This is a genomic window from Bacteroides faecalis (assembly GCF_003865075.1).
In the GTDB taxonomy this organism is placed as follows: Bacteria; Bacteroidota; Bacteroidia; order Bacteroidales; family Bacteroidaceae; genus Bacteroides; species Bacteroides faecalis.
The window spans coordinates 181,424-207,758 of the sequence record NZ_BHWB01000007.1; the positions used below are offsets into that span (position 1 = coordinate 181,424).

General features: G+C 41.2%; 21 protein-coding genes and 1 pseudogene. 7 read left to right on the forward strand and 15 right to left on the reverse strand.

What is annotated here, in order from left to right:
* Positions 1 to 14: 14 nt before the first annotated feature.
* Genes EJF25_RS13460 through EJF25_RS13475 form a run of 4 tightly spaced genes read right to left on the reverse strand, consistent with a single transcriptional unit; the run spans position 15 to position 2,835 of the window.
* Positions 15 to 1,295 carry a zinc-dependent metalloproteinase lipoprotein gene (locus EJF25_RS13460; RefSeq protein WP_125041581.1) on the reverse strand — a complete coding sequence of 427 codons (1,281 nt, stop codon included), beginning with the start codon at positions 1,293 to 1,295 and terminating at the stop codon, positions 15 to 17.
* Between the two features lie 60 nt (positions 1,296 to 1,355).
* Complete coding sequence (locus EJF25_RS13465; protein ID WP_125041582.1) at positions 1,356 to 2,117, reverse strand: biotin--[acetyl-CoA-carboxylase] ligase; 762 nt, start codon at positions 2,115 to 2,117, stop codon at positions 1,356 to 1,358.
* Positions 2,101 to 2,457, reverse strand: a complete 357-nt coding sequence (locus EJF25_RS13470) for an MmcQ/YjbR family DNA-binding protein (protein WP_125041583.1) — start codon at positions 2,455 to 2,457, stop codon at positions 2,101 to 2,103. The genes EJF25_RS13465 and EJF25_RS13470 overlap by 17 nt, the downstream gene beginning before the upstream one ends.
* A gap of 12 nt (positions 2,458 to 2,469) precedes the next feature.
* A complete protein-coding gene (locus EJF25_RS13475; RefSeq protein WP_125041584.1) occupies positions 2,470 to 2,835 on the reverse strand; it encodes a YraN family protein in 366 nt (121 codons plus the stop codon).
* A gap of 67 nt (positions 2,836 to 2,902) precedes the next feature.
* Here EJF25_RS13475 and EJF25_RS13480 point away from each other — a divergent pair, with 67 nt between their 5' ends.
* Positions 2,903 to 3,136, forward strand: a complete 234-nt coding sequence (locus tag EJF25_RS13480) for a hypothetical protein (RefSeq protein WP_025074073.1) — start codon at positions 2,903 to 2,905, stop codon at positions 3,134 to 3,136.
* 4 nt (positions 3,137 to 3,140) lie between these two features.
* Positions 3,141 to 3,578, forward strand: coding sequence for a nucleoside deaminase (locus tag EJF25_RS13485; RefSeq protein ID WP_125041585.1), 438 nt, complete (start codon positions 3,141 to 3,143; stop codon positions 3,576 to 3,578).
* A 52-nt stretch (positions 3,579 to 3,630) separates the two neighbouring features.
* Here the strand turns inward: EJF25_RS13485 and EJF25_RS13490 are convergent, their stop codons facing one another.
* The 3 genes from EJF25_RS13490 to EJF25_RS13500 all read right to left on the reverse strand — a co-directional run bounded on the left by EJF25_RS13490 (position 3,631) and on the right by EJF25_RS13500 (position 5,407).
* The gene (locus EJF25_RS13490) at positions 3,631 to 3,936 is read right to left on the reverse strand and encodes a DUF4834 family protein (protein WP_125041586.1); all 306 of its coding nucleotides are present in this window, start codon (positions 3,934 to 3,936) and stop codon (positions 3,631 to 3,633) included.
* A gap of 66 nt (positions 3,937 to 4,002) precedes the next feature.
* Positions 4,003 to 4,710, reverse strand: coding sequence for a CDP-diacylglycerol--serine O-phosphatidyltransferase (pssA, locus tag EJF25_RS13495; protein WP_125041587.1), 708 nt, complete (start codon positions 4,708 to 4,710; stop codon positions 4,003 to 4,005).
* 10 nt (positions 4,711 to 4,720) lie between these two features.
* Positions 4,721 to 5,407 (reverse strand): phosphatidylserine decarboxylase family protein, encoded by a 687-nt coding sequence (locus EJF25_RS13500; RefSeq protein WP_125041588.1) that lies wholly within the window; start codon positions 5,405 to 5,407, stop codon positions 4,721 to 4,723.
* Between the two features lie 161 nt (positions 5,408 to 5,568).
* On the opposite strand from EJF25_RS13500, the gene dnaE reads away from it, so the two are divergent.
* The 3 genes from dnaE to EJF25_RS13515 all read left to right on the forward strand — a co-directional run bounded on the left by dnaE (position 5,569) and on the right by EJF25_RS13515 (position 10,138).
* Positions 5,569 to 9,375: a DNA polymerase III subunit alpha gene (gene dnaE / locus EJF25_RS13505; RefSeq protein ID WP_125041589.1), complete on the forward strand. Its 3,807-nt coding sequence runs from the start codon at positions 5,569 to 5,571 to the stop codon at positions 9,373 to 9,375.
* Positions 9,376 to 9,437: 62 nt separating this feature from the next.
* A complete protein-coding gene (trxA, locus tag EJF25_RS13510; protein ID WP_125041590.1) occupies positions 9,438 to 9,752 on the forward strand; it encodes a thioredoxin in 315 nt (104 codons plus the stop codon).
* A 50-nt stretch (positions 9,753 to 9,802) separates the two neighbouring features.
* Positions 9,803 to 10,138 (forward strand): hypothetical protein, encoded by a 336-nt coding sequence (locus tag EJF25_RS13515; RefSeq protein ID WP_125041591.1) that lies wholly within the window; start codon positions 9,803 to 9,805, stop codon positions 10,136 to 10,138.
* Positions 10,139 to 10,216: 78 nt separating this feature from the next.
* Here EJF25_RS13515 and EJF25_RS25720 read toward each other — a convergent pair.
* From EJF25_RS25720 to EJF25_RS24915, 8 genes and pseudogenes are all read right to left on the reverse strand, one after another.
* Positions 10,217 to 11,013: pseudogene (locus EJF25_RS25720) on the reverse strand (RHS repeat-associated core domain-containing protein); the annotation flags it as partial.
* 426 nt (positions 11,014 to 11,439) lie between these two features.
* Complete coding sequence (locus tag EJF25_RS13525; RefSeq protein ID WP_125041593.1) at positions 11,440 to 11,985, reverse strand: hypothetical protein; 546 nt, start codon at positions 11,983 to 11,985, stop codon at positions 11,440 to 11,442.
* A complete protein-coding gene (locus EJF25_RS26340) occupies positions 11,970 to 13,688 on the reverse strand; it encodes an RHS repeat domain-containing protein (protein WP_306308333.1) in 1,719 nt (572 codons plus the stop codon). Before EJF25_RS26340 ends, EJF25_RS13525 begins: the two co-directional genes overlap by 16 nt.
* Before the next feature lie 135 nt (positions 13,689 to 13,823).
* Complete coding sequence (locus EJF25_RS13535; protein ID WP_125041594.1) at positions 13,824 to 14,588, reverse strand: hypothetical protein; 765 nt, start codon at positions 14,586 to 14,588, stop codon at positions 13,824 to 13,826.
* A 129-nt stretch (positions 14,589 to 14,717) separates the two neighbouring features.
* The gene (locus EJF25_RS13540) at positions 14,718 to 15,230 is read right to left on the reverse strand and encodes a hypothetical protein (RefSeq protein WP_125041595.1); all 513 of its coding nucleotides are present in this window, start codon (positions 15,228 to 15,230) and stop codon (positions 14,718 to 14,720) included.
* 1 nt (position 15,231) lies between these two features.
* On the reverse strand, positions 15,232 to 18,750 hold the full coding sequence (locus EJF25_RS25730; RefSeq protein ID WP_125041596.1) for an RHS repeat domain-containing protein: 3,519 nt from the start codon (positions 18,748 to 18,750) through the stop codon (positions 15,232 to 15,234).
* A gap of 166 nt (positions 18,751 to 18,916) precedes the next feature.
* Positions 18,917 to 22,087: an RHS repeat domain-containing protein gene (locus tag EJF25_RS13550; protein ID WP_125041597.1), complete on the reverse strand. Its 3,171-nt coding sequence runs from the start codon at positions 22,085 to 22,087 to the stop codon at positions 18,917 to 18,919.
* 158 nt (positions 22,088 to 22,245) lie between these two features.
* Complete coding sequence (locus EJF25_RS24915; protein WP_160119417.1) at positions 22,246 to 22,341, reverse strand: smalltalk protein; 96 nt, start codon at positions 22,339 to 22,341, stop codon at positions 22,246 to 22,248.
* A 2,159-nt stretch (positions 22,342 to 24,500) separates the two neighbouring features.
* Between EJF25_RS24915 and EJF25_RS13555 the strand changes: the two genes are divergently transcribed.
* Both EJF25_RS13555 and ybeY read left to right on the forward strand, forming a co-directional pair.
* Positions 24,501 to 25,733: a spore maturation protein gene (locus EJF25_RS13555; RefSeq protein ID WP_125041598.1), complete on the forward strand. Its 1,233-nt coding sequence runs from the start codon at positions 24,501 to 24,503 to the stop codon at positions 25,731 to 25,733.
* 12 nt (positions 25,734 to 25,745) lie between these two features.
* Positions 25,746 to 26,159, forward strand: coding sequence for an rRNA maturation RNase YbeY (ybeY, locus tag EJF25_RS13560; protein ID WP_125041599.1), 414 nt, complete (start codon positions 25,746 to 25,748; stop codon positions 26,157 to 26,159).
* Positions 26,160 to 26,335: the final 176 nt, after the last annotated feature.

Consider the following 26,335-nt stretch of genomic DNA (forward strand, 5'->3'; position numbering starts at 1 on the left):
TCTTTTTCTGTTATTTATTTCACAATACGTATTGGCAAATCAAGTGGTCCATCGCTTGCAGCACGTGCACTTGTAGATTGTCCTATCTTGGGCCCTGGTATTAATGGGCTATACATCAATACGTGACGGACACGCGCGAATTGGTCAGAAGTAAATTGATTCAAATAACTATAAGAATAATCCATTATATTGCGCGAGGTGAATTCCTCTCCCGTATTGCAATTAACCCGTAGAGCGAGTATCGAGAAAGAGGAACCGTAATTCTCTCTTGCGAAATTATCATATTCAAACTTGTTATAAGGGGGAGTATCTTCACAATAATCACTATCGATACAAGCATTTACTGTTTCACCGTTTCTTTCATTGAATACATGATGTAATCCTAAATAATGTCCAAGTTCGTGTGCTACAGTGGCATTAATATTTCCATCCATGGTATGATCGTTGATATAAATACTGTTGATGGATACACAATACGGAAATTTCAAATTACTTTTCCTGAGAAATGATTTGTCTGTCTCGACAAGTCCTTTCAAAAAATTCTTTCCTTTGGTGGAAAAGGGTAGGTTGGATATACCTAAAATAATAGTATTGGGTTTAGTCCGTTTGAAATTGTAAACCATTACATTAATATAAAGGTTAGGTTCCCATAGATAATTTACATATCCTTTAGTTTCGTCTTCCATGAATTTCTCACAGTCTATTGAATAACTCTCCGGCCATTTAATATATTCCACGCCCGGAGTAGTCATCTTATTCCCTTCGGGATCAATCGTTGCAAGTGTAAAAGTCAGATTCATATCTATACTTTTATTGGCATCTTTATAAAGTTTATTGACCTCTGTGAGTATCTCGGAAAGAATGTTTGGATTGACATATTGCAAGGCATCTGCCTTGTCTTCATAAAAGACATGAAAGATAACTGGAAGCTTGTAGTGATACTCTTTAGCTGTACTGTTTAAAGCTTTCTGATTTATTTGAATCTTTTTGCTGGCTTTACTACTCATAATTGTTACCGTAGCATCTCTGGAGCTACCATCCAGATTGGCGACAACAGATAGAACTAATTCTCCGTCGCTATCTCCTTTTTCTTTAAAAGGGATACACCATTGCTGATCGCTACTTACTTTCCAAGCAGAATTACTTTCAATATTTATTCTTAATGTCTCACCGTTTCCATCTACATTTTTAAAAGTAGATTCGGAAAGTTTCAATGAACTGGAATCTGTATCAGAATCAGTACAATTAATAAATAAAAGTAATAGTGGTAATAAGAAAATTAATCTTGTTTTCATAAATCAGAGCTTTCTTAGTATAATATTTTCCTCAAAGATAATGTTTTGTTTTATAACTAGTTATCTTTCTAAGATATATTCTACTTCTTTAAACATATAATCTCGCTTTTTCAGTCCTTCATCTTCTAATATTAATCTTCCTTCCGGTTCTACCTGAACAATACGTGCAAGAAATATTCCATTAGCATCTCTATACAGATGTAAACCGTCTTTTCTGAAAAGAGACTCTTTATAACGGTTGGCAATCAATTCAACCTGATTTTGTCGAAGTAAAGTGTAATAATCCTGAATACGGATCATAATGTTTTTTAGTATTGTAAATATATCGTATTCTTTCTGAGTAATCTGTAGTAATGATACAGGATTTGGAGCCTGACTGAAAAATGCTTTCTGATTAATATTGATACCAATTCCTGCAATGCTTTGATTAATCAGTTTTCCCATCAAATCATTTTCAATCAGCATACCGCATATTTTTTTCTCTTTCCAATAAATATCATTCGGCCATTTGATAGAGATATCCGTAGTATAAATATCCAATTCGTCCTTAATTCCTAAAGATATAATCTGGGAAATAAGAAACTGCCGACGTGCTTCCAGAAACTTTGGAAAGAGGACAAAACTGAATAGAAGATTCTTACCGATCTGTGATTCCCAGGAATTGCCACGCTGACCTCTTCCGGCTGTTTGAAAGTCGGTAATGACTGTAGTTAGTTCTTCTACTGCCTGTTGGCTGCAAAGTGCTTGCAGATAGCTGTTTGTAGAACTTGTTTCGTTCAAATGAACTACGTGGAAAGGAAATTTATCAGAGGAGAGCATCATATTCGGCACGTAACTTTTTAGTAAACTTCTTGATAACTTCTTCGTAGGAATGATCAACCAATTCTTTCATTAATTTATCATCCACATCACTGTTAAAACGGACACTATTCCAGTATTTCTTATTGAAATGATAGGCTCCTTCTATCCCGGAATAACGCTCACGTAGTTCGATAGCCCGATCTGGATCGCATTTTAATGAAATTGTTTTTGCTTCTTCTAAATCGATAAGAGCAAACATTTTATTCATCACTTTCATGACGAGTGATACATCATCAAAAGGAAAAGACTCAGTTACTCCTTTTTTGCTCAAGCAATATTCTCTGATTATTTCTACATTCATACATATACTTTATTAAAACAGAGGAGGATAAAATGCCTCCTTTATATGTTCTATCTTAAAATCGGTCTTGTTGCCCACTACCGTAATGATATCGAAACGTACGGAGGCATCGATCTGAAATAATTTTATATAAGTATCGGCAGCGCGTACAGTTCGTCTTATTTTGGGTAGATCAACAGCGTCTTCCGGCATGGTAAATTGTGTGTTGTTACGAGTCTTGACTTCCACGATTACTAACTCGTTATCTTTTGCCGCAACAATATCCAGTTCGAAATGTCCTTTTCTCCAGTTTCGATGCCGAATGACGTAACCGTTATCCTCGAGATAAGCAACTGCGGCATTTTCACCAGCCTTCCCTAATTCATTATGTTCAGCCATCTTTTTTCGCAAATTTACTGTTTTTATTCTTTGTTTTTACAGAAGTAAAAGTAATTTTGCAGATGATATGAGAAAAAGAAGTAAAAAGTGCTTGAAGATGCACGTCGAGAGTGTTAAACGGGAACGACGTATGAGCATTTTGTTAAGCGAAGATGAACAGCAGATTGTTGATCGTTATCTGGAGAAATATAAGATAACGAACAAATCGCGTTGGCTTCGTGAAACGATTCTCATGTTTATTCATAAAAATATGGAAGAAGATTACCCTACACTTTTCGGAGAACACGATATGAGACGTTGATATTATGCTGGACGATACCTATTTTATGAAACAAGCTCTGATTGAGGCACGCAAAGCAGGCGAACGGGGAGAAGTTCCTGTTGGTGCTGTAGTGGTTTGTAAAGAGCGGATTATTGCACGTGCACATAATCTTACAGAAACTTTGAATGATGTAACTGCTCATGCTGAGATGCAGGCGATTACTGCTGCTGCCAACGTGCTGGGAGGTAAGTATTTGAACGAATGTACGCTATATGTTACAGTAGAACCTTGTGTAATGTGCGCAGGTGCTATTGCATGGGCGCAGATGGGGAAACTGGTTTTTGGTGCCGAGGATGAAAAGCGTGGTTATCAAAAATATGCAACTCAGGCATTGCATCCCAAAACAACTGTAATAAAGGGCGTGTTAGCAGATGAATGTGCAAGGTTGATGAAAGACTTCTTTTTGTCTAAACGAAAGTGAAAGACACTTATTTAAATACATGATCAAATCAGTAAGGAAAGATCATAATTAATTATTTATCTTCCTTTATCTCTTCAAAATCTACGTATTCACCTTCATCTTTAGAAAAGATTTTCTTATGCCTGTGAGGCTTATTATTGTCAGTGACAACTTCTTCCGCATTACCGGATGAATTATTGGTTGCAGAATTATAACCGGAACGTTGTTGCTGGCTGCTATTATTATATCCGGTTTGTCTTGGTCGAGAGGAAGAACTTCGTCCAAATCCGAAAATAGCTCTTAAAATGGCTCCAACAATTGAAAGACCAAATAAGATAATAACACCTAGAAATATAAGGAAGAATAAAATTATATACATTGGGCTATGATTTTTATATTGTACATTGATGAAATCTATAGTACAACAAACGTGCCAAGAGATTGTTTATTTACTTTTTCTTGTAAAAAGTGAAAGTAGAATATACCAGACGATGATTGCAGCAAACCCACTTATACCTAGGAAAATGAGGAATGGAATACATACAATCAGGAAAATGAAACTTATTTTATTGCTGCTCCATGATAAATTCTTAAACTTCAAAGAAAACATCGGAATTTCTGACACAAGTAACCATGAAAACAGACAAACCAGAATCAACAGATAGACAGGATGGCAGTTAGTTGAAACTAACCAATCGTGTGCTCCTACTACTAGAGAAGCCCAGAACAAAGCATTTGCCGGGACCGGCAGACCTACAAAAGAACTGGTCTGACGTGTGTCGTTATTGAATTTAGCTAAACGCAATGCTGAAAAAACAGAAACCAGGAAAGCGGTATACGGCAGATAAGCTGCTATAAAACTGATATTTGCCGGATAGTACATCTCTTTAAATAAAGAGAATACGATCATTGAAGGAGCCACACCGAAACTAATGTCGTCAGCCAAAGAATCCAAGTCTTTTCCAATTACAGAATGAGCATTTAAAGCACGTGCCAGCAAACCGTCAAAAAAATCGAAAACAGCACTTAAAATGATGAAAAGCAGTGCCATCTCATATTGGGCTTCGAAAGCCATGATACAAGCGATACAGCCGGAGAAAAGGTTTAGGCAGGTTACTGTATTTGGTATGTTGTTCTTAATAACATTTGTCATTGTGACCGAATTATTTAAGTTTGGCAATAACCGTTTGGTTACCCGTAGTTAATTGTCCCATGCTGACACAGACTTCTGTGCCGATAGGGAGATATACATCTACACGTGAACCGAATTTGATAAATCCCATGTGTTCGTCAATGTAGCATTCTTCACCCACTTCTGCATAGGTAACGATACGACGTGCTACGGCTCCGGCAATCTGGCGGGTAAGTATTTCCACTCCTTCAGGGGTTTCGATGACTACTGTAGAACGCTCATTCTCTGTGCTGGCTTTCGGCAGCCAAGCTTTCATAAAGTTACCGTTGTGATGTGCCACCTTCTTAATGGTACCATCTACCGGATACCAGTTGGCATGTACATTTACGATACTCATGAAAATGGAGATCATCAATCGGCGATCGTGAAAATACTCATTCTCCTCTACCTCTTCGATAACAACAATTTTACCATCAGCAGGAGCAACAACTATTTTTTCTGTATCTTTTCCGAATAAACGGATAGGACAACGGAAGAAATTGACCATTAGCAGATAAACTGCAATACTGGCTACTGCCATTACGTAAAAAGGTATCTTACAATCAATTCCCCAATAAAGAGCCGCATTGATTAGTAGCAATAGCAAGAAGCTAGCCCATAATATATGTGTTCCTTCGTGGTGAATACGTATCTTTTTTAATTTCTTTAGTCGGCCCATGAATACTGTTTAATGATATTGTGTGCAAAAATATACTTAATTTAAAAAATCAGCAAGTAAATGAGCATAGAAATGCAAGTGTTGATAACTTTTTGAGGATTATTTTTGTTTATAACAAGGGAGGTAGTAATTTTATGCCTTCAATTTAACTACTTATCATTATGCAGGATTTCGTTCATTTACACGTCCATACGCAATATTCTCTTTTGGATGGTCAAGCTAGCGTAGCTCGCCTGGTTGATAAAGCCATGCAAAATGGAATGAAAGGTATTGCCGTGACCGATCATGGGAATATGTTCGGTATCAAGGAATTTACGAACTACGTCAATAAGAAAAACAGTGGTCCGAAAGGAGAAATCAAGGATCTGAAAAAGAAAATTGCAGGAATTGAAGCAGGTACGGTAGAGTGTGAGGACAAAGAAGCGGAGATTGCTGCTTGCAAAGCTAAAATAGTAGAGGCGGAGAATAAGATTTTCAAGCCGATAATCGGTTGTGAGATGTATGTGGCACGCCGCACAATGGAACTGAAAGAAGGTAAACCCGATCAAAGTGGCTATCACTTGATTGTGTTAGCCAAGAATGAGAAAGGTTATCATAACCTTATTAAATTAGTATCGCACGCGTGGACACGTGGATACTATATGCGTCCACGTACCGACCGTAGTGAGTTGGAAAAGTATCACGAAGGGTTGATTGTATGCTCGGCTTGTTTGGGTGGAGAGATACCCAAACGGATTACTAATGATCAGTTTGCTGAAGCAGAAGAAGCCATCCAATGGTATAAGAATCTGTTCGGCGATGATTTTTATCTGGAGATGCAGCGGCATCAGGCAACGGTTCCTCGTGCTAATCACGAATGTTACCCGTTACAGGTAAAAGTAAACAAGTACTTGCAGGAATATGCACAGAAGTTCAACATAAAGTTGATCTGTACCAACGATGTCCATTTTGTTGATGAAGAAAATGCCGAAGCACATGACCGATTGATCTGTTTGAGTACAGGTAAGGATTTGGATGATCCGTCCCGTATGCTATATACCAAACAGGAGTGGATGAAAACCCGTGAGGAAATGAATGAACTCTTTGCGGATGTACCCGAAGCTTTGAGCAATACGTTAGAGATTTTGGACAAGGTGGAGATCTATTCTATTGACCATGCTCCTATTATGCCTACTTTTGCCATTCCTGAAGAATTCGGAACAGAAGAAGAATATCGGAAGAAATTTACGGAAAAAGATCTTTTTGATGAATTCACTCAGGATGAACATGGTAATGTAGTCTTGAGCGAGGAAGATGCAATAGCAAAAATCAAGCGTCTAGGGGGATATGATAAATTGTACCGTATCAAACTGGAAGGCGATTATCTGGCCAAGTTGGCTTTTGACGGAGCCAAAAAAATATATGGTGAACCTCTATCGGATGAGGTTAAGGAACGTATGAATTTTGAGTTGTACATCATGAAGACGATGGGTTTCCCGGGATACTTCTTGATTGTGCAAGACTTTATCAATGCTGCCCGTAAGGAATTGGGGGTATCGGTAGGACCGGGACGTGGTTCGGCTGCCGGCTCGGCTGTTGCATACTGTCTGGGGATTACAAAGATCGACCCTATCCAGTATGATTTGCTGTTTGAGCGTTTTTTGAATCCGGACCGTATCTCATTGCCTGATATTGATGTCGATTTCGATGATGATGGTCGTGGTGAGGTACTTCGTTGGGTGACTAATAAGTATGGTCAGGAGAAAGTAGCCCACATCATTACTTATGGTACGATGGCAACCAAGCTGGCAATCAAAGATGTTGCGCGTGTGCAGAAGTTACCTCTTTCCGAATCTGATCGTTTGGCAAAGCTGGTCCCGGATAAAATCCCCGATAAGAAACTGAATTTACGGAATGCTATTGAATATGTTCCGGAATTACAAGCTGCTGAGGCATCTTCCGATCCTCTGGTAAGGGATACGATTAAGTATGCTAAAATGCTTGAAGGAAACGTTCGCGGTACAGGCGTACATGCTTGTGGTACAATTATTTGTCGTGATGATATCACCGATTGGGTACCTGTAAGTACGGCGGACGATAAGGAAACGGGAGAGAAAATGCTCGTTACTCAATATGAAGGTTCAGTCATTGAGGATACGGGATTGATAAAGATGGACTTTCTCGGATTGAAGACTCTTTCTATTATAAAGGAGGCAGTCGAAAACATCCGTTTGAGTCGTAACCTGGAGATTGATGTAGACCAGATAGATATTACAGATCCTGCTACTTATAAGCTATATAGTGATGGACGTACCATTGGTACTTTCCAGTTTGAATCTGCCGGTATGCAAAAATACCTGCGTGAGTTGCAGCCCTCTACTTTTGAGGACTTGATTGCCATGAATGCTCTCTATCGTCCCGGACCGATGGATTATATTCCTGACTTTATCGATCGTAAACATGGTCGTAAGCCGATCGAATATGATATTCCGGTGATGGAGAAGTACTTGAAAGATACGTATGGTATTACTGTATATCAAGAACAGGTGATGCTTTTGTCACGTTTGTTGGCTGACTTCACCCGTGGCGAATCGGATGCGCTTCGTAAGGCGATGGGTAAGAAGCTGCGTGATAAACTGGATCACATGAAACCAAAGTTTATCGAAGGCGGTCGAAAGAACGGTCACGACCCGAAGGTGCTTGAGAAGATCTGGACCGACTGGGAGAAATTTGCTTCTTACGCTTTCAATAAATCACATGCTACTTGTTATTCGTGGGTTGCTTATCAAACTGCTTATCTGAAAGCAAACTTCCCACCGGAATATATGGCGGCTGTGATGAGCCGAAGTTTGTCGAATATTACCGATATCACCAAGTTGATGGACGAATGTAAGGCAATGGGGATTCAGACACTGGGACCGGATGTGAATGAGAGTAACCTTAAGTTTACGGTAAACCATGATGGTAATATCCGTTTCGGATTGGGAGCAGTGAAAGGCGTAGGTGAAGCTGCCGTACAAAGTATAATGGAGGAACGCGAGAAGAACGGGCCTTTTACAGGTATCTTTGATTTTGTGCAACGTGTCAATCTGAATGCTTGTAACAAGAAAAATATGGAATGCCTGGCACTTGCCGGAGGTTTTGACAGTTTTCCGGAGTTAAAACGTGAACAGTATTTTGCTGTTAATTCAAAGGGTGAAGTGTTCCTGGAAACATTAATGCGCTATGGTAACCGTTATCAGGCGGATAAATCAGCAGCTGTCAATTCTCTTTTTGGCGGTGAAAATGTGATTGATGTGGCTACTCCTGAAATCCCTCAAGATGTGGAGCGTTGGAGTGATCTGGATCGTTTGAATCGTGAGCGTGATTTGGTTGGTATTTACCTTTCGGCTCATCCCTTGGATGAATTTTCTATTGTTTTGGAACATGTTTGTAATACACGCATGGCCGAGTTGGATAATAAAGCGGATTTAGCAAGGCGTGAGATAACAATGGGAGGTATTGTAACCAGTGTGCGAAGAGGTGTTAGTAAAAACGGCAATCCGTATGGAATTGCTAAGATTGAAGATTATTCCGGTTCTGCCGAACTGCCATTCTGGGGAAATGATTGGGTGACTTATCAGGGATATCTGAATGAAGGAACGTTCCTGTATATCAAAGCTCGTTGCCAGCCTAAGCAATGGCGACAGGATGAATTAGAGATAAAAATAACCTCAATGGAACTGTTGCCGGACGTAAAAGAAGAGTTGATACAGAAAATCACTATATTGATTCCTTTATCAATACTCAACTCGGGATTAGTAACAGAATTGGCTACATTAACAAAGGAGCATCCCGGTAAAACGGAACTTTATTTTAAAGTAACGGATGATTCTGATGCCAATCGTATGTCGGTTGATTTAATCTCTCGTCCTATAAAACTTTCGGTCGGTAGAGATTTAATAACTTATTTAAAAGAGCGTCCTGAACTAGCTTTCCGTATAAATTGACTATATTTGTAGCGGAAATCAATTAGGAATCATTTATAATTAACACTTAATATTTAAATAAAATGGCTTTAGAAATTACAGATAGCAACTATAAAGAGCTTATTGCAGAAGGTAAGCCGGTTGTGGTAGATTTTTGGGCTCCTTGGTGTGGCCCTTGTAAAATGGTAGCTCCTATCATAGAGGAATTGGCAATCGAATTTGAAGGACAGGTACTCATCGGTAAATGTGATGTAGATGAAAATAGTGATGTGGCTGCTGAATACGGTATCCGTAACATCCCGACTGTTCTGTTTTTTAAGAATGGAGAAGTTGTTGATAAGCAGGTAGGTGCTGTCGGCAAACCGGTATTTGTGGAGAAAGTGAAGAAACTTTTGTAAAGGAAGTTTTCATTATACTTATAAATGTATCACTTAACACTTAAAAAATCATGGGAGTGGAAGACGAATTTTTATTTGAGGATGTTGATGACGAAAAGACCGTCGAATACATTAGGAATTATCTGCCGCAAGAACTGAAAGAGAAGTTCTCGGACGATGAGCTTTACTATTTTCTCGATTTAATTGACGAATACTATTCAGAAAGTGGTATCCTTGATGCTCAACCTGATGCAGACGGCTACGTTGAGATAGACTTGGATGCTATTGTTGAGTATATCGTGAAAGAAGCCAAAAAGGACGAAATGGGTGAGTTTGATCCTGAAGAAATTCTTTTTGTGGTTCAGGGAGAAATGGAGTATACTGACTCTCTGGATAAGGAAGACTGAGAAGAAGGCCGGTTCGTTGCAGATAAAGATTAATGAAAAGGCGTGTCAGCAGCCTGACACGCCTTTTTGTACTTTAATATACTTGTAAGGCTGAACATTATTCGTAGAAGTAAAAGTCCCACCAAACGGATAGCAATTGTTCGTCTCCTCCACATTCCCATCCTTGTCCGCCACAACCCTTACATTCCCCTGATGATTCTTCAAATAGAAATGGAACTTCCTATCCGGGAAACTCACATACCCGCCTCATTGAGCAACATCCTCAACACCCCATTCTCATAGATCGCATTCCCACAGTAATCCGTTGTTAAGGTAGTAGCACCCGTCTTATGCACAGTACGAAGCTTAGTTCGTCAGCAACATATTCATATTCAACACTGTTACCACCCAAAGATTACCTGATCAGGCAAATTTAAAAAATTATACCCAATACTACTAATATTCTTGTTTAAATCTTTAGTCAGATTACCATTTTTATCATAAGCATACTCCACCGTCTGATTGGAATTGTCTTTGAATTCACTTCCATTACCATAAACCGAACTTGTGGCAATGTCCTTTACCGCCTGCAACTGATTGCCATTATACGTCAAAGTCAGATTGTCAATCAGCCCGTAGCTGTTTGCATCCGTCTGCCCGTAACGTTTCAGGCCTAAGATATTTCCCATCTTGTCATAAGCGGTAATCTGCTCATTGAATCGGTTCGTATTTGAGGCAAGCGTAGCGCCTTCCCCGTAGAGAGCATCCTTCAACCTGGAAAGCCTGTCATATTTGTAGAGGTAAGCATATTTTTGGATGGCTGCCGCAGTCTCGGTCCATGAAGCGGGGGGAGTGGCCGAGGTCAGCAAGTCCGAAGCTGCCGGAGGCAATACCATCCGTAGATTCCCGTAGTTGTCATAAACGTAATAGGTATCGAGCAGCACCTCCCCGTCCATTACACGTGAAAGGAGGATCCGGTCCGTAGCCCGGTCCTTGAATTCCAGGGTGATGTGTCCGTCCTCGTCAGTAGTCTGCGTACAGTCGAGAGTACCTGTCGCATAGTCCTGACGGTAGGTGAGGCTGTCCGCTGAAAGGGAATAGATACGCGCTCAATTTAGGGTAGAAGGTCAGGTAATACGCCAGTCCTTGTCGGTTCTGGTTAGTAAGGAAAGAAGTTGGCACAGGATTTTCGCTGTATTGAAAGAGGTAGAGTTGGTAAACATTTATAGAATAAACATTCCAATATATAAAATACCCTGATATAAATTATCTTTAATCAGACAACCTATATCAGGGTAAGACACTCTTGGGAATATTTGAGTCTACTTCCAGTGATCAATAGCTTCTCTTATCTTCATAATAGTTTCAATAGGTAGTTTATTTTTAGAAACAATACGTACACCATTTACTAAAAAAGCAATTTGGAACATTCCATTCTTATATTTAGAATAAAGTTTTTTAGGTACTTTTGATAAAGTCATCCCGTTTACTATATAAAACTGAGACAAAGATGAACCATGAGATTGATAGTTGTCTTTAAAAAAATTATAATCATCATACGATATGAATTTATCTTTTTCAAGTAAAAACACTTCTTGTCCATATTTATTCCATAGAAATAGCTTCATAAAATAAGCTGAAGTACCTAAGCCAACAATGCAGGAAATAAGAAATCCTATAGGTATTCCTTCCCCAAGACTTGCCATATAGACAAATGAACCTATAAGTATAAAACTTATAATTATAGGGGGAATTAGTAGCAAATTAGTTGCCACTTTATTGGATTCTTCGCCCCATAAATACAAACAAATACCATTCTCTGATATTTCTAATTTATAAGATTGTTCATTTACTATTGTTGTTTCCATTTTTGATAATCTAAACTTCTATTTTTTAAAGCATTTTGATGTGTCCCATAATTTTCTATAGTATATTTACCTCTATTTAACATCTGGAATCTATTCCAAGGAGAACTTATCGTGTACCAAGATTTTGGAATTAGATTCGTAGGATCTAATGGTGTAGGAATCCAGTTCATAGGATTTTTTACTATTTGCAAATAACCTCTAAACATGTTCTGATAAACATTTTCATTTCCATTTACACCATTATCTGCAGCCCATCTCACAAAATTATATTGAAAGCCTGTTGGATCTGTATCACCATTTTTAAAATCTTTTACTTTACTTTCTCCTACTACATATTTATATTCGTATAAATCAAATCCTGTTTCAGGATCTTTTCCATATAATTCAATTGCAGCATAATTCCCTTTATTTTCTCCAGAAACAAATTCACGTAGTATATATTTAACTCCTCCTTTTATTTTTATAGGAATAAATTCCTCTGCTAATAACCCCATACCATTAGTTCTAAAGTTTAGTAAATTGTAATCCCAGATTTCATCATCAGGCACAGTATCACAGCCCATAGGGTCTATATAATTCACGGAATTATTGACACTATAAACATACGGACTCATGACACTGTTTTTCTCACTCATCAGGTCCATCACATGCCACCTCCCTATCGCCGCATCATAATGTCTCGCCCCATAATCATACCAGCTCAATCCATTCCTCGTATCCAACTCCTTACCATTATACTTAAAAGGCTGAACACTATTGGTTGATGTAAAAGTACCACCAAAAGGATAATACGCATTCGTCTCCTCAACATTGCCATCCTTATCTGCTACCACACGAGTATTACCCTGATGATCCTTCAAATAGAAATGAACCTTCCTATCCGGGAAACTGACATAACCCGCATCATTGAGCAACATCTTCAACACCCCGTTCTCATAGATCGCATTTCCACAATAATCCGTCGTTAAGGCAGTAGCCCCCGTCTTATGTACCGTACGAAGCTTCGTTCCGTCAGCAGCATACTCATACTGCACGCTGTTACCATCCGCAAAGATTACCTGATCAGGCAAATTTAAAAAATTATACCCGATACTACTAATATTCTTGTTTAAATCTTTAGTCAGGTTACCATTCTTATCATAAGTATACTCCACCGTCTGATTGGAATTGTCTTTGAATTCTGTTCCATTACCATAAACCGAACTTGTGGCAACGTCCTTTACCGCCTGCAACCGGTTACCGTTATACGTCAAAGTCAGATTATCAATCAGCCCGTAGCTGTTTGCAGCCGTCTGCCCGTAACGTTTCAGGCCTAAGATATTTCCCATCTTGTCATAAGCGGTAATCTGCTCATTGAATCGGTTCGTATTAGCGGCAAGCGTAGCGCCTTCCCCGTAGAGGGCATCCTTCAATCTGGAAAGCTCGTCATACGTGAAACGATAACCTCTTTGGCTCGTTTCCGTTCCTGCCTTCCACAACATACTGCTGATGTTGCCATTATAGCAAGGGGTATTCCCCGTTATTGCCTCCTGATAATTCAGCGTTTGACTGAACAGCGTCCCTGTAATACTCTTCGTCCAAGAACGAATGTTATAAGCATACTCCGTTTTCAGCCTAGCATTCCCGTTTCGCCTGTCCCACTTCAAACGTCCCACTTCATCGTAGGTGTTATCCACCAGAGTCACCGCCGCGGCATTGTCCAATTGGTAAGTTGTTTTTAACAGACGTTCCGCCGGGTCATAGGTATGAACATATACTTCTGTCCGGGTGTCCGACCCGACAGTATGTACTTTCCTGACTTGCGTAGGATTTCCCGGGAAGTCGTAGGCAGTAAATATCTAAGGAATTCCATTCGATCCTATAAAGTTATACCGGTCATAATAATTTACGCTCAATATAACAGGGGTGGTCAAGGCGACTTTTGAGGGAAGCGTATATCCTTTCAGCTCATTAGTCTGATTCGTGCCTGTTAACCGGGTAGCTTTCACCACTACGTTCTTTAACGGATCATTTGCATGATTCAGCGTATTCTTGCAGGTTCCCGTCAAGACGATCCTTCCAAAAACATCGGGTATGCTGAAGGACCATTCCCCTTTGGAACGTTGCATTCCGTCCTGTACGAAGATAGGACGGTCGGCTGAATCATACACTGTATAGACGGGATCGCAACCGGGAAGTTTCTTGTAGATGCAACGGTTCCGGCCGTCATATTTGTAGAGGTAAGCATATTTTTGGATGGCTGCCGCAGTCTCGGTCCATGAAGCGGGGGTAGTGGTCGAGGTCAGCAAGTCCGAAGCTGCCGGAGGCAATACCATCCGTAGATTCCCGTAGTTGTCATAAACGTAATAGGTATCGAGCAGCACCTCCCCGTCCATTACGCGTGAAAGGAGTACCCGGTCCGTAGCCCGGTCCTTGAATTCCAGGGTGATGTGTCCGTCCTCGTCAGTAGTCTGCGTACAGTCGAGAGTACCTGTCGCATAGTCCTGACGGTAGGTGAGGCTGTCCCCAGAAAGGGAATAGATACGCACGCTCAATTTAGGGTAGAAAGTAAGGTAATGCGCTAGTCCTTGTCGGTTCTGGTTGGTAAGGAAAGAGGCTTGCACAGAATGTACGCTGTATTGAACAGGTAGAGTTGGTAAACATTTATAAAATAAACATTCCAATATATAAAATACCCTGATATAAATTATCTTTAATCAGACAACCTATATCAGGGTAAGACAAATGATCAGTTATTCAAAATCAGGATGCCAAAAATTGTACTTTCCCGTTTTTATACGATCTACAATATCCCAAGGACTTACAACAAGCCCAATTTCTGCTTTTCTGTTTTCTCCCTCTAACTTTCCAACATCAGTAAAGGTCTTGTCATTGATATGCCATACGCGCCATCTATATGATATCTTAACCGGCTCTTCTCCTAATTTAAGAGCTCCATCACTTGAATATCTAAATAAAATATGACTTGTATCCCCTACATCAGCGATACTTCCCACTTTCTCCCACAAAGAGAGTTTAAGACCCAAATTGGTTATACAATGAGCATAAAACTCTACCTCGCCATTCACTATTTCTGATAAAGTAGGATGTTCATCCAAAGTATACACCTTTTCGAAAGCTCTGATAACATCACTATTAAATAGAGTTAAATCAAATGCTATCAGTTGGAAATACTTTATACCGGATTCTGATACTTTCACAGAAAAGACATCTCCAATTTTTGTTCTGATTCTTTTTGCTACCATATTATTTTATACCATATTGTCCCCAGTTTTTAGGGGCGATTGAATTGATTTTATTTAATAATTGTCCTCCGTTTTTTCCCATTCCATACTGGTTAATTAGAGTTTGCTCCCATACCCGGGCTTGAGTCCTTGTCAGATTTTCAGCGCCTTTAACAGGTATAAACTTTAATGTAGCTCTTGCCGTTCCTGAATGCAAATGTTCCAAAAACCTGACGGATGGATCACGCCCTGTTATGCCTACATATCGAACCGTTCCCGAAGCGTCTACCCCCGTATAAACAGAATGGGTTCCAACAGCCGCTTCATTACCAATAGAAGAAGCTTCTGCAGCTTGGGCAATACTACTACCGCTTTTGGAGGCAAATTGTCCGACTAACTTTCCAATTCCCAAACTTAATAGTTTGCCTCCCAGCAAAACAGTTCCCTGTTCTACCAGAAACTCTCCTACGGGACGGGCTATTGCATCAACTCCTCTGCTGGTTAGTCCATTGAACAATGCTGATTTTGAGTCTTCAGACAGAGGACTTTGATTGCCTAAGAACTGCTTCTGTAATTTTCCGCTGCCAGAAATTAAGTCGAATGCATTTACTGCTTGATTCGCAATGATACCACCATTCTGATAGGCGTTTAGATACAGACCATCTCCCAACGATATAGAAACGGATGAACCGAGTCTTTCATATCCCTCAATTTCTTCGTCGCCTTCTATCCAACGATAATTTCCGTTATTGTCGCGATACCAATCTTCTCCGGTAGGATCTATTTTATCAATCGGCCCATTGTTACAATAAACATATGGAGACAAATAATTGTACTTTTCACATTTGGGATCTATTGCATGCCACCTCCCTATCGCCGCATCATAATGTCTCGCCCCATAATCATACCAGCTCAATCCATTCCTCGTATCCAGTTCCTTACCATTATACTTAAAAGGCTGAACACTATTGGTTGATGTAAAAGTACCACCAAAAGGATAATACGCATTCGTCTCCTCAACATTGCCATCCTTATCTGCTACCACACGAGTATTACCCTGATGATCCTTCAGATAGAAATGAACCTTCCTATCCGGGAAACTAACATAACCCGCATCATTGAGCAACATCTTCAACACCCCATTCTCATAGATCGCATTACCACAATAATCCGTCGTTAAGGTAGTAGCCCCCGTCTTATGTACAGTACGCAACTTTGTTCCGTCAGCAGCATATTCATATAAAACACTATTACCTCCCGCAAAGATTACCTGATTAGGCAAATTTAAAAAATTATACCCAATACTACTAATATTCTTGTTTAAATCTTTAGTCAGATTACCATTTTTATCATAAGCATACTCCACCGTTTGATTGGAATTGTCTTTGAATTCTGTTCCATTACCATAAACCGAACTTGTGGCAACGTCCTTTACCGCCTGCAACTGGTTACCGTTATACGTCAAAGTCAGATTATCAATCAGCCCGTAGCTACTTACAGCCGTCTGCCCGTAACGTTTCAACCCCAGAATATTTCCCATCTTGTCATAAGCGGTAATCTGCTCATTGAATCGATTCGTATTAGAGGCAAGCGTAGCGCCTTCCCCGTAGAGGGCATCCTTCAATCTGGAAAGCTCGTCATACGTGAAACGATACCCCCTTTGGATCGTTTCCGTTTCTGCCTTCCACAACATACTGCTGATGTTGCCATTATAGCAAGGGGTATTCCCCGTTATTGCCTCCTGATAATTCAGCGTTTGACTGAACAGAGTCCCTGTAATACTCTTCGTCCAAGAACGAATGTTATAAGCATACTCCGTTTTCAGCCTAGCATTCCCGTTTCGCCCGTCCGACTTCAAACGTCCCACTTCATCGTAGGTGTTATCCACCAGAGTCACCGCCGCGGCATTGTCCAACTGATAGGTGGTCTTTAACAGACGTTCCGCCGGGTCATAGGTATGGGTATATACTTCTGTCCGGGTGTCCGACCCGACAGTATGTACTTTCCTGACTTGCGTAGGATTTCCCGGGAAGTCGTAGGCAGTAAATATCTTATCCTCTCCTCCCAGAGAATTGTTTCCCCGCTGCTGGATCATACGTCCCCTCTCATCGTAATACATCACCGAGTACAGGTATCCCGATACCGTCCCATTGCCGGATATCTTAGCCGTCAGTGTGCCTGTAAGCAAGCCTTTGACTCCCACTGTCCTGAGCTGGTCATACCCTGCTACTTTTTCGTAAGCAGTGGCAGCGCCCGAAGGAATTCCATTCGATCCTATAAAGCTATACCGGTCATAATAATTTACGCTCAATATAACAGGGGTGGTCAAGGCGACTTTTGAGGGAAGCGTATATCCTTTCAGCTCATTAGTCTGATTCGTGCCTGTTAACCGGGTAGCTTTCACCACTACGTTCTTTAACGGATCATTTGCATGATTTAGCGTATTCTTGCAGGTTCCCGTCAAGACGATCCTTCCAAAAACATCGGGTATGCTGAAGGACCATTCCCCTTTGGAACGTTGCATTCCGTCCTGTACGAAGATAGGACGGTCGGCTGAATCATACACTGTATAGACGGGATCGCAACCGGGAAGTTTCTTGTAGATGCAGCGGTTCCGGCCGTCATACTTGTAGAGATAAGCATACTTCTGTATCGCTGCCACAGTCTCGATCCATGAAGCGGGTGTAGTGGTCGAAGTCAGTAAGTCCGAAGCCGTCGGAGGCAATACCATCCGTAGATTCCCGTAGTTGTCATAAACGTAATAGGTATCGAGCAGCACCTCTCCGTCCATTACCCGTGAAAGGAGGACCCGGTCCGTAGCCCGGTCCTTGAATTCCAGGGTGATGTGTCCGTCCTCGTCAGTAGTCTGCGTACAGTCGAGAGTACCTGTCGCATAGTCCTGCCGATAGGTGAGGCTGTCCCCAGAAAGGGAATAGATACGCACGCTCAATTTAGGGTAGAAGGTCAAGTAATGCGCCAATCCTTTTTGGTTCTGGTTGGTAAGGAAAGAGGTCTGCACCGGATGTTCCTCCCAGTCCTTTCCGGGACCGAACTGTTGTCTGATCCGGTTCAGAGAAGAGTTTTCGTAGACGGGATAGCTCCAGGGGGCAGTGTCTTTGCCGTAGTAAGCGGCCGCCCGGGCTATGTCCCCCACCACATAAGGTTCCATGTATTTGCCGCCGGAGGTATTCGCGCCTACAGGCAGGTAACGGAAAGATTCCCGGTTAAGCCCGTCATAGCTTTGCAGGTTTACCAGGTCTTCTCCGTTAGGGGAGAGGCCATGCAGGATGTTCAGGTTAGGATTACCGAAGCGGTCGTAGTATTGGATTTCACGCCGCATCTGATTCTCACTCAATCCGGCAAGTCCGGAAGTCTTTACCCGCGGAGTCACAGTGATGATGTGAGGCTGCCCGGCACTGGTGTGCATATACAGGGTGTCCCGGGATTGAGCGGAAGCACCGGCGGGATATAGGGACAGGACCAGGAACGAAAGGAGGGTTCCCAATGTCCGCAGATTTCTGATAGTTCGTATCGCTTTCATAATTATTCGTTATTTTATTCTATTTTTGATTCTTGTATCATTCTTGTATTACTCTTATTCACAAGCTTACTTTATCAGCTATGCTAAAAGCCGTAGTCACATTTGGTGAATCCGTCAGTCGGTATCCGCCACAGGGATATCCGGCCTTTAGCATACCCGACTCCCGTTACTTCTCCCCCAAGTGATAGAGATACTGTTGCAGCAGTACTTTGTTCGCGGCCGAGTCCAGGTAATAGCTCCTTGTCAGCCGGTTGAAACCGTCGTACTCATGCCGGGTGGTGATTCCATTGGGATCGGTGACAGCTATCACCCCCTGCAACGGTTCGTATTCGCAGGTGTACACATTCGCTTCCGATAAAGAAGTACGCAAAAGCTGCAGGGACTGTAGCATGGCCGGGGCAGGCATCATGTCTCCTGCCCAACCGTCTGCCTCGCCGGCGTCCACTCCCATGGCGGCCAGTACCTCCGATCGTGTGGCATTCTCTATCATGGCAACCGGGAAGCGGCCCCGGTATCCCCAGAGATATGTAATGGGAGTTCCGTCCTTGCTGTGTACCTCCGCCACATTGTTATATAAGTCGTAAGCCGTATAAACCACCTCATCACGAAATTCTGTTTCCCGGTCCGTCGCGGAAACCACCCGCTCGGGCAGGCTTGTACCTTCCTTGAAAAGGATACGGTTTTCTTTCCAGCTACCCCCTTCCGTATGCCGGTGCATCGAGAGTATCCCCGGGAATTGCCCGTCCAGATAATCGTACTCGTCAATAGTGAGACCTTCGTCACTGCGGCTGGTAGTTATCTTACGAGGTTCCAGAGAAATTCCCGACAGATGAGAAAACTTATACTCGAATGTCTTATTTTCTTTATAAGACTCAAACTCATAAGGGGGCTGGTCACGAGGTACCTGCTCACGAGTTTCTATGGTATATTCTCTTGTAAGGAATGTATACGACCCCGGATCCAGATAGAAGGTAGACTGGGCCGGACCACCGTCTTCCGCAGGATAGAACCTGCCGGTATTGAATACATTATCCCAGGAATAATCTCCCGGATTATTTTCGCAGACTTCCCGGCTGACAGAGATATGTCGTACCGGGATGTCGATGCTGACCACGCCTCCCGTACTGACATGTTCGTACTCATACTCCGTAGTGGATAAAAAAAAGCCATTATCCTTGTAACGGTCCACTCGCTTCAGTTTTCCTGCCAGCCATTGGTCGTCGGACATATTGATGTATTCATCCGGATGCTTTCCCGGATTGTTGGGAAGGGGGCATACGAGGCCTTTCAATTCTTTGTAAGAGTGACTTAACAGGTAATCATTCACTTGTTTCTCTTTTTTGACATAATTCAACTCAGGATCATATTGGTCCCATTCCAGTACGTTGTTGTACTCATGGCAAGGCACATGGTAGACATACTCTGTCACAAGGGCGGAACCGCCGCCTTCCACACTCTCCTTTACGTTACTGTAGAGAACAGGGCTTCCGTTGTGGAATGTGATCTCACTGACGGGATTGTTATGGATAACCGTCATACTCTGGAGATTGCCAGGTGAGAAAGGTACAAGAACGCTGGTCTGGTAATCCCGTTCGGTGACGATATGGGGAATGGCACCGCCACCCCAAATAACTCCCCAGCCGATGGATCCTTCCAGCCCATAACTGTATCTTTTGCGGACCGTCTTTTGTTCCTTGGGGTCGTAGGTGTGGATGGACTTGACCCGAAGGCCGCCAACCGGACGGAGGTACATCGCACCTTCTTCCTCCGGACCGGGATAGCCCATGGCGAAAGCTGCATGGTTTCCCTCATATTCGAAGTGTGTTTCCAAGCCTTGCGGGTCGGTGATTTGAATCAGCATTCCCAGATTGGTCCAGGTGGCATCAGCCTCCCGGTTCGCTCCTTTATAATCCAACAGCAGACGTATTTGCTGCCCATTTTTACTGTAAGTCAATATCTTGCGGAAGCTGGGGACTGTATTGACGACATACCGGTTTTCAGGACCGTTGCAGAATCCCCAATGGTCTACCACCTTTGTATCAATGGAAGGGACATTCAGGCCGCCGTTATAATTGAACTTATATGTCTTCGTCTCCACGCCGGGTGCCGAGATGCTGACGGAATCCAGTTTGGTCAGGCTGGTATGGGAGTTGTAGGTACTGAGGTAGAAACGGATGCTGCGTACCGGATTGCCATGTTCGTCGGTCACTTCGATGGTATCGTATGCATCGTTCCAGTACTCAGGACCGCCTACCGAGGTATAACTGATTTTCATCGTATTGCCCAGGAAACGGATATCGGTCAGCCGCGGAACTTCAACATCGTTGGGAAGGATGCTGCCCGAATTATCAATGTGGAGACTTTCGGAGTAACCACGTCTCAATTCCGCCTTATAGTCGTAATAGTAAGCGTCCGAACCGGCATTATAATCGGGCACTAAGGCATAGTTGTATTCCTGAAGAGGAAGATGTTCGGTCAGATTATATCCGTCTTCGGTTGGGTTCTTGTTGATGATTACTTCTCCAAACCCCATACATCCTTTGTTGGTTCCGGATGACTGGTGGGAAAGGATATCATATCCGAAGGTAACGGACGGGGTGGTTCTGTGTGGCGACCGGATACTGGTACAGTGCCAACGGTTGATGGATTGGGTATAGAATACTTTCTCTACCACGCCGTCGAACTCATAATAGTATCCTTTATCGTCGGTGATGCTCATTTTATCGCTTCTGTCCCAGTTTACTACATCATTGGTGCGGGGACAGGTGACCATGGGGCTTCCCCGATACAACATATATCCGCTTCCTCCTCCATGAGGCAGGGTGTAGGTAAAACGGTCCGGCTGGCTGTCGCGTATGCCGCGAACGACTTCGTCCATAAAGTTGATCTGGTCCATGCGTGAAAATCCGGGAGGGATACCGCGGTGATAGCTGCCATCGCACAGCCAGCCATAATTGCCAATGTCGTCCGTCCCACGTATCTCCCGGCTGACAGAGGGCTCAAGGCTGAGTGACCAGTTGGTGCCAGCCAGTCCACTACCTTCGTGAGGCTTGAGGCCGGAGGCGTGGTAGGATAAGGTGACGGGGATCGTGATGTCTCCCGCTACGATTTCATATAAAGGAATGCTGATTTGGGGTACGCCCGTACAATAGTCCACCGGATAGGAATGGAATTTGTCCAAAACGGCGGCTTCGGGGGAAACGGGGAAGATCTGGGGCATGTCCAGCTTGACCACTTGGCCGAATGTCGGTACTAGGGGAAGACATGCAAAGATAAGAAGCCGGAATAATTGTCCGGGAATCCGGAGTTTGTTATTTTTTGTAGGATTGGTTTTCATAAGAAGTCGATTTTTATAAATTGAATAATTGGTTTTTTAATAACTATCGGTAAACAATCCCTCTGCCGGAATAGAGCTCGTATCCACAGTGGGATTGTACCGGTGTTTGTGTCTTGAATCTGTTCACTGAATTCAATGACTCAGCTTGTTGAAGAATTCTACAGGTTCATAGCATTGGCACCCAACGCTCCAAGGACTGCTGAAGCTACGGCGATAATCGCTTTCAGGATGATATCCCATACTGATTTTTTCATTGCCATTGTCGTACACCTCCTTTCTGATGCTTTTAAATAGTTGTATTAATTTACATTCAATAGTGGTTTTGAGAGATTTGGATATTCTTTATATGTTGCAAATTGAGTGTACTGTTCCCTGTCATGGCGGAATCATCCGTCATGATAAATAGATAATATGATTATTTAAAGTGAATTATCTACTTTGTGAGGTGCTACAGTCTTCGGCCGTTCAATCAAGTCATTCTTACACTTTGTGCTGACGAATAAATATTACAGGGACGGGAACGGAGGGGGCCGGCACTGTTGCTGATAAAGTTTCCATCGGTTCGGATGACCATTATTAAGTAAGATATGTACGGGAGTGCATGAATAGTCTTGAACTTGTAGTACTTCAAATTTCTTTTTGCTGACAAGCTGCAATTCTTCGGTTTTCCTAATGAAGAAGGAGCAGTCTGTTGTTCTATGAATAGTTAATTTGTTCATGGTATAATTATTATTAGGGTGTTTATATTTTAAAATACTGGTTTTATTTCTAACTGTTACCATATGCTGATACACGTAACTCGGGGAGGATCGATGCAAGCCACAAGAAAATGAAAGCCTTATATTATATATTACTAATGGGGCCGTAAAAAATTCGATTGGAGCAGGGCTTTTAACAAAATTTAGTTTTGGTGCTGCCAAACAACTGTAAGACCTCAGTGTATTATGTTTCATATTTATTCCTCCTTTCTAAATGATCAAAACAGTTAGTATATCTGCGCATAAAACTCATATATCGATTTGTAGCTATCAAGTTTATCTATTGCAAATACTAACTAAACACATTGTCATAATGCAAATATACTAACTATATTGTAAATACCAAATATAATATTAGTATTTTATACTATTTAACTAATAACTATTAGCTAAAAAGCAGTATATGTAAGCATAATACGCAAATAAACCAAGAAAAATTGTAATTACAGCAAGATATTCGCTAACTCAAAGACTAACAATAGCAAATTAACCGAAGCGTGAGAATAAGTTTTTAAAGCCCCAACAATATATTAAATGACTGAAAAAGATTCATCTTATATGTCACACAGGGGGTACGTCCTGATTCAGGTATGATCTACTTTATCTCTAGGGAGTATAAAGCCATTATTTATTGTCACTTGTCACTTTTCGGAATTAAGTCTCAGATAATCAATGGTAAAGTGGTGATAATAGATAGGTGACAATAGAGTGACAATAGAGATTTATAACATTTCTATTGTCACTTTCATTTAACTATCTATCCACATAACACACTGATTTCCAGATATTACACATACTATTTTGAGAGTAGAAGGATTAGGGCATCTTACCCCTATTTCATTCGTTTTTTTAGAAAACCATAGTCTGTAATCATTGCATTAGTTGTTTTTTAGAGAGTTAATAGATTTGTTACCTTGCCATCATTCTCACGCTGGAAAAGTACAAAGAGCTACGTAAAGAACATGAGCAAATAGAGTAGAAGAAAACTTTGAGGAAACCCATGGAAACAGAAAAAGGCTACAGCCGTTTCCGCAAGGAATTTACAAAGAAATTTACATTGCATATCACTGACAAAACTTGAGTACACTATTTGTTTGTTTCAGATAAAGTATCCGTTTTCTCGTTTCTTGTATGTCAGCCATTTACTCCCCAATATACCATAAACTTAGTTCCTTCTTCTATTTCATTAATAAATAGATTGTTGTTCATTAATAGAAAACTTGCTCCCTACTAATAGATAACTTGTTCTCTATTAAGTGATAACTTTCTTTTCCTTTATACAAAACTATAACCGCAAGCTCCGGTTATATAACTGAAACTTTTGATTATATAATCAAAGGCTTCGGTTTCATAATCAGAACTTGCGGCTATAGCTTCTTTCCTACAAAAACACATTTTAGCTCTTGAAAGAACAAGTTTCCTTCCGATTAAAAGGAATTTATGCAGTACAAACTTACTGAAAAATATCGGTTTATAAGCGTTATTTCATAAAAGAATAGTTTTATAAATCCTTGTTTACACATATAATCAAGCTCCCAGTGGAAAATCTACAAAGAGATTGTGACCTCTTTTGTTAAAGAATACTTTCCTTCACTGCTAGTTTATTTGAAACGTTATACTTACTTTTGCATCCACATCATACATATATCAAAACTATGGTTCTGAATTATATCTGGATAGCCTTCTTCCTCATAGCTTTTGTGATAGCCCTTGCAAGAGTGCTATTTCTGGGAGATACGGAGATATTTACTGCTATTATGAATTCTACGTTCGACTCTTCGAAAACAGCCTTCGAGATCTCTTTAGGGCTAACCGGAGTATTAGCTCTTTGGTTGGGAATTATGAAAATCGGAGAGAATAGCGGATTAATAAGTTCATTGGCACGTTTTCTCAGTCCGGTGCTTTGCCGGCTGTTTCCGGATATTCCTAAAGGACATCCGGTATTAGGTTCCATCTTTATGAATATGTCTGCTAATATGCTGGGATTGGATAATGCAGCTACCCCAATGGGGTTGAAAGCCATGAAAGAATTGCAAGAATTGAATCCAAAGAAAGATACGGCTTCCAATCCGATGATTATGTTTTTGGTTATCAACACTTCCGGCCTCATCATTATTCCAATCAGTATCATGGTCTATCGTGCACAGATGGGTGCTGCACAACCGACAGATGTATTTATTCCTATTTTGTTGAGTACATTCATTTCTACTTTGGTAGGAGTCATTGCGGTCAGCATTGCTCAAAAGATAAACCTGATCAATAAACCGATTCTGATATTAATGGGTATTGTCTGCCTGTTCTTTTCAGGTTTGATTTATTTGTTTTTGAATATTTCCCGCGAAGAAATGGGAACTTATTCTACATTAATTGCCAATATCATCTTGTTCGGAGTCATCATTTTGTTTATTCTGACGGGAGTCCGTAAGAAAATCAATGTATACGATTCGTTTGTAGAAGGTGCTAAAGAAGGATTCACAACAGCAATACGTATCATTCCTTATTTGGTTGCTTTTCTCGTAGGCATTGCTGTATTCCGCACTTCAGGAGCTATGGATTATCTGGTAGGAGCTATCGGATCTTTTGTCGGCTTATTTAGAATCGATACTAGTTTTGTAGGTGCCCTCCCAACTGCATTGATGAAATCACTTAGTGGCAGTGGTGCTAATGGATTGATGATAGACACAATGAAAGAGTTGGGTCCCGATTCATTTGTCGGTCGAATGAGTTGTGTAGTACGTGGTGCTTCGGATACTACATTTTATATCCTTGCCGTCTACTTCGGTAGCGTAGGAATTACCAAAACCCGGAATGCAGTTACCTGCGGCTTAATTGCAGACTTTTCAGGGATAATTGCCGCTATCTTAATCAGTTATTTATTTTTCTTTTAAATCAGTTTTATTATGGCTGTAACTTATCAATCGGAAGGCATTAAAATGCCGGATCTCAAGAAAAGGGAAACAACGGAATGGATTAAAAACGTAGCTGCTTCTTATGGAAAAAGGCTGGGTGAAATCGCCTATATCTTCTGTTCGGATGAAAAGATACTGGAAGTAAACCGTCAATATCTGCAACACGATTATTTCACAGATATTATCACTTTTGACTATTGTGAAGGAGATCGTCTGTCCGGCGATTTATTCATCAGTTTGGATACTATACGAACCAATGCAGAACAATTCGGAACGTCTTATGATGACGAATTGCATCGGGTAATTATCCATGGAATTCTTCATCTTTGCGGAATCAACGACAAAGGTCCCGGTGAACGGGAGATTATGGAAGCTGCGGAAGATAAGGCATTAGCTATGAGATAAAATAATATCTTAGAAATATATCAAGAAAATCAAAGATATAACAAAACGTCCATTTTATATCGCATAATTAAGCCTGATATAAGGAACTCACATTGAAATCTTTGGTTTATCTAACTATATTCCGTATTCATAAAGATTGCACCCCAAAAGTTAGACACAAAACCTTTGGGGTGCAT